The sequence below is a fragment of the Luteolibacter sp. genome (assembly GCF_058122085.1).
On the sequence record NZ_JBIKBQ010000172.1, the window covers coordinates 1 to 5178 of the forward strand.

Genomic DNA, 5178 nt, shown 5'->3' on the forward strand with positions numbered 1-5178 from the left:
GATCATCCCCCGGGGTCCGTCCGCCATCGCGGGCTTCGCTTCTATCAGGTCGTTCCCTCTGGAACATCGATAACCAAGGCATCTGGAATTATGAGATCCTTACCCGGAGTATTCCAGTTTCTTGAGGATGCGCAGCAGTCCGTGATCATTGGGTGGGCAAGATGTGCAAAGCTTTACCGCGAGGTCTATCTTCCCACTGCCATCGTTCAGTACTCCGCGCGCACCACGATCCGGTCAGCCGATGGTTTCAGTCGCACGTATTCCCCAGCCGGGGAGAAGTCCCTGTGCGGCTTGCCGTTGACCGTCACGCTCCGGATCGGTTTGCCGTCCGGATGCCGCAGGCGGATGACGATCGCCTTGGGCGACGTTCTCACCGGCGGCTCGATCGACGCCTCGATGAAGCCCTTGTCAACCGAAGAAGTGATCTGATACCCCACCGGTCCGAACCGTGTCGGTGCTTGCTTCACCGCAACCGTCAACCCGCCCTTCAGCCAGTTGCACGCCACGAAGGGTGCCAGCCACAGCTCGTCACCGCGCTCCTGCACGAACAGGACCCGTGACTGGCACAGGAACCAGCCGGTCTCGTGGGTCTTGTTCCACGCAAAAGTATTGGCAAAGTGTTCCCACAAAGAGAGGCGACCCGGATCGAGCAGCGAGGCGAGTGAATTGAAGTAGGATCGAATGAACGGTTTGACGTCATCGCGCAGGGCGTACAGCTCGACGTTCCGCGCGTAGTAGGGTTGGACCTTGCCGAAGCCGCCCAGGTTGAAAACATCCTGCCGGTTGCGGTCGGCAGGGTAGTCGTTAAAGCCGTTGCGCAGGAATTGCACGTCCTCCATGTGATCGATCATCTCGGTCACGTCGGTGGCCGCCGGATCCAGCACGCCGTTGACCGCCAGGTGGTGGGCGCCGAGTTCCACGGCATAACACCACGTGCGGCCCATATCGGTGCCCGGGAAATACTCCTCCGGCAGACCGAAGTATCCATGCAGGGACGGATAGGCGCGGACCCAGGCACCGCCGGGCAGGGGCAGAACCGGCGACCGTTCCTGCGTCCAGTGGTAGGCCCGCTGGATGTCTTCGCGATAGACGCGGGCATCCTTGAGCAGATCCGCCACCTCGGGCCGCTGAATGTCGGCCAGTGCGGTCGACGCGGTGGACAGCCCGACATGGTACAGCGAATCGTTATAGAAACGATAGGCCACGGTCGTCCAGTCGGCGCTGGTGCCTGGCGGCATGAGACCCCACTCCGGGACCGGCCGGCCGATATTGTCCTTCACCATGGACTTGGTCCGCTCCCGGCTGATCCACTGGCAGGCGGCCACCAGCCTCGGGGCGGCTTGTTCCAGCCAGGCCCGGTCGCCGGTCCGCTGATAGTGCTCGGCCACCGTCCACAGATTTTGACCCGTGGCCGCCAGCGAATAGTTCTTCTCCATGGGACCGTCCGGAGTGTATCGATGCAGCCAGTAGTCCAATGTCCGGCGTGAGAACTCCTGCTGGCCGACCATGTCCATGCCGCGGATCACCGCCTGGGACTCCGTGTCGAGCGCGCCGTAGTGGTTAGCGGCGATAGACGCCGCCACGCGCCGGCCCTCATCCTCGTCGCGGGCGGCCAGCATGCAATGCACCTGCGAGGCGCGGATCACGTTGGCCAGGAGAGCGTCCGGCACGTCGATCTGCATGGCCGGCGCCATGACCATGGCCCAATAGGCGGTCGTCCGTTCGAACCACCTCGCCCCCCCGGTCAGGGTGCCGCAATCTGTGACCGCCATGGTTTGCGCGGGCAGGTAGGCATAGCACCGGGCGATTCCGCCGGCCGCCAGGCGGCCGGACAGCGTCAGGCCGGACCCCTCGAAATCCAACTTCAGTCCGCCCGCGTCGGCGGTTTCGAAATAGGCCGCCAACTCGTCGCCAAACGTCAGGGCGATCCCTCCACCTACCGGTTGAAACAAGGCGGTTCGGCCTTGCGGAACCGCAAAGGACACGGCCAGTCGCGTCTCAGCGGCGGTTGAACCACGGTTCTCGACGGTCCACTCGACTGCGCAGACGGCGCGTTGGCGAACCCAGGAGGCGGTGAGCGCCGGAGGCGCGTCGTCCATCGGCGCCACGCAGGTGCGCTGGCGATAGACCGGACCGTCCCCCTGTGTGAAATCCGAGGACGGGATCGGCAGCCAGCCGCCATCCAGATGGCGGTTCCCCTCCACCGCTGCCCCGCCGACACCGAACTGTGGCGTCAGCCTTCCCGAAATGATCCCGCCGGCATCCACGATGAACTTGCGGTTGTCACAGGCCAGGGACAGCATCATCGGCCCCCGATTCTGGACCGGGTTGTGCGTCTTGCTCATCGCCTGTTCAAACGTCTGGTCCGGCATCTCGCGGACCTCCTCCAACACGGTCTTGCGGGCCGCGATCTCTGCCGGTCGATTCTTCACAACCACGGCCTTGTCAGCCGCAGAGACGAGCACCCCGGCGTGGCGGATGAACACGGAGCCTTGAGCCGCCACATCCTCGACCGCCACCGAGAACCCACCCGCTGGGTGGCTGAAGTGCAAGAGGGTTCGCACCATATTCACCTGCTTGGGTCCCGAGTTATCCTTGCAGTGACACAACACCGTTCCAGACATGGGGCAGCACAAGAGACTTGGCTGATTCTTCAACGACTTCTGCGCCCGGTAACGGACCTCGATCTCCAGGGGGCCGGACGTGTCCCACGCGCGGCGTGTCTGCTCGCCCCCCTTTTCGTCCAACAGCACCCCACGGGAAGACTCGATGGTCACCAGCGAGCGCTCCGCGCCCCCGGCCTCCAGGCGCAACTTCGCGGTTTGCCACGATCCGGGGCCTCCGGCAATGTACAGGTTCTTCACGACCACGGCCTTCTTCGAGGTCATAACCCATTCGATTGCCTTGACCGTCCTGTTTGCATTGCTGGGGGACAGCGACCAGAGGAACAAACCGCCTTCCATGCCCGCAAGAGGCTCGTCCGGCAACTCGTGCCACTTCCAGTCCTCGTCCTGCACACGCAGCCGAATCGCGTCCGCGCCCAAGGCCGTTCCCCCCGCCAGTCTCAGTCCCACCCGTTGGCCTGGACACAGGCCTTCCTCCCACTGCAATCCGATGCGGGCCTTCCCGTCAGGACCGGGATCGAGCCGATAGCTGCCGTCCGCCTCCATCTGCAAGGGTTCTCCGTGGTCAAGGTCGGGATCGGAAACAAATGCCAGCGCCGTGGAGGCCAGGTTGTGTGAGGGTGGGGTCAAGGGCCTGAGCCACGGGGTCGCGGCCGGAATCAGGCGGGCTTCCGCCCAGTTGCCGGCATCCCCCCCGTTCCCATCGCCAGCATCTTCGAGGGCGAGGACCAGATTTCGAAATCCTTTGACCGAAACCCGGATCTTCCTCGCCTGCTGTCCCCCCTTCATCACATCGCTGCGAAAGAGTTCCTCGCCATCGCCCAGAACGCAAAACACCACCGAGCCGATGTGGTTCAACTGGGTCTGCACGCCAATCTCCGCTTCGAGCGTCTCGTACTTTCCGTCGAGCTGCAGCGTAATGGTGCCGTTGGCGTGCGCGCCGAGCCCGCGTGCGTATTCGTTGCCCCCGATGCTCAACTTGACCGGCGTCGCGTTGCCGGGCGGCGTGACGGCCGTATCGACGCCCAGGCCGCCCCAACCCTGGGTGGCCGAAAGACGATCCCTCGTCCAATCGGAGATATATACCGGCCCGGTCTTGTTCTTCGCCCCTTCAGGATTGTCAGCGGCGGCCGATCCCAACGCGGCCGCCGAAAGCAGCAGGAGAAGGCCCCATCGAAAGGGCGGAACAAATGGGGCGCCTAGGAATTTGATCTTCGATTTACTCATAACGTATCCAGCATGGCCTTTTCCGCCCCCAAAAACAATGGCAGTCTATGCCGAAAACATGCATCTTCTTGCAAATTGTGATTCTCTGCCGTAAGAGCGGCCATGGACCGATTCGCGAATGAATTCATGTGGTCTGAGCGTTCCGGGGGCATACCTGCCCTGGGATCCGCCTCCGAGTATTGTGGCGAACATGTAAACCACATCGGTCGTTATCGATGTGGTTTGTGGGTGCTTGACTATGCTTTTGCGCCTCATGGAAGCGTCCGTGTCGGCTCAACGCGCAGGCCATGGTGTGTGCGACCGGCGCGGACGGCACATCTCTATCCGCCGGATACCCGCTACTGGGAGGACACGCGAGAGGAAAGGGGGCCGCGCCACAACGGCTATCTGCTGTTTACAGGCGGCGAGCACACAGCCCTGACCGAGCGGGTGGATTCGGCTTCCAAGTACGCGCGCTTTTTGGATCCCGAAGGCGTCCTCGGAAGACTGATCGAGGCAGCGGCGCGCTCGGGCGCTGACAGCGGCGAAGCGGGCTTCTGGGAAGCGCAGTCGGCGCTGTGCCGCGCACTGCATCTGCTGGTCAACGCGGAGCGCGTGGATGCGGGGATCTATCGCGTCGGCTCCGTGACCATGAGCGCCGAAACCGATTTTGTCAGGGAGGTCAACCGGCTCCTCGGGCTGGATCTGGCCACGCCGCGCAGCCTGGCGCAGGTCGCGGCTGAGATGCACGTGAGTGTGTCCGCCCTGTCCCACCGCTACAGGCGGGAGGCCGGCATGGCCCCCATGGCTGCATACCGGGCTTTGCGCATCGACCGTGCAAAGGCCCTGCTGCTGCGTGGCATCCCGCTCCATACGATTGCCGAAGAACTCGGCTTCAGCGACGCCTTTCACCTGTCCAAAGCGTTCAAGCAGGTGCTGAGACTCGCGCCGCGCCACTTCCTTCGCGACCATCGGCAGCGCCACTCTGACGGCGGGTGATCCGAACGGTTGGGTCTAGTTTTCGTGATTGCTTCCGGGATAGGGCCGCCCGGCCCGAAGGCCGGACGACGCCCCCCACTGATCCGGACGAGCGCAATTAACGCATCCGGTTCCTCGGGGTTGTGGTTTCATTGCATTTTGGAGTGTAGGATGCGAGCAGGAAATAAGGGGAAGACACGCAACATGCCCTGGAACTGTTCCCAGTTCGGGCTGCTGCTTCGGTTGCGCCGCTGTAGCCACCTACGCCACAACTTTGCCACTTCATACCGCAGCCGTGACAGCATGCGGATGTTTCCAGTGACTCCGTAGTAGCCGTCATGACCACGCAGCTTCTCGTTGAGCTTGCGCT

3 protein-coding genes are annotated in these 5178 nt (G+C 63.2%); 1 reads left to right on the top strand and 2 read right to left on the bottom strand.

Annotation, left to right across the window (positions count from 1 at the left end):
* Positions 1–206: 206 nt before the first annotated feature.
* Complete coding sequence (locus AC4DF4_RS17825; RefSeq protein ID WP_490049454.1) at positions 207–3851, bottom strand: NPCBM/NEW2 domain-containing protein; 3645 nt, start codon at positions 3849–3851, stop codon at positions 207–209.
* Positions 3852–4079: 228 nt separating this feature from the next.
* On the opposite strand from AC4DF4_RS17825, the gene AC4DF4_RS17830 reads away from it, so the two are divergent.
* A complete protein-coding gene (locus AC4DF4_RS17830) occupies positions 4080–4829 on the top strand; it encodes a helix-turn-helix transcriptional regulator (protein ID WP_490049455.1) in 750 nt (249 codons plus the stop codon).
* A gap of 128 nt (positions 4830–4957) precedes the next feature.
* On the opposite strand, the gene AC4DF4_RS17835 is transcribed toward AC4DF4_RS17830, so the two are convergent.
* On the bottom strand, positions 4958–5178 hold a 221-nt coding region (locus tag AC4DF4_RS17835; protein WP_490049456.1), incomplete at its 5' end, for a hypothetical protein.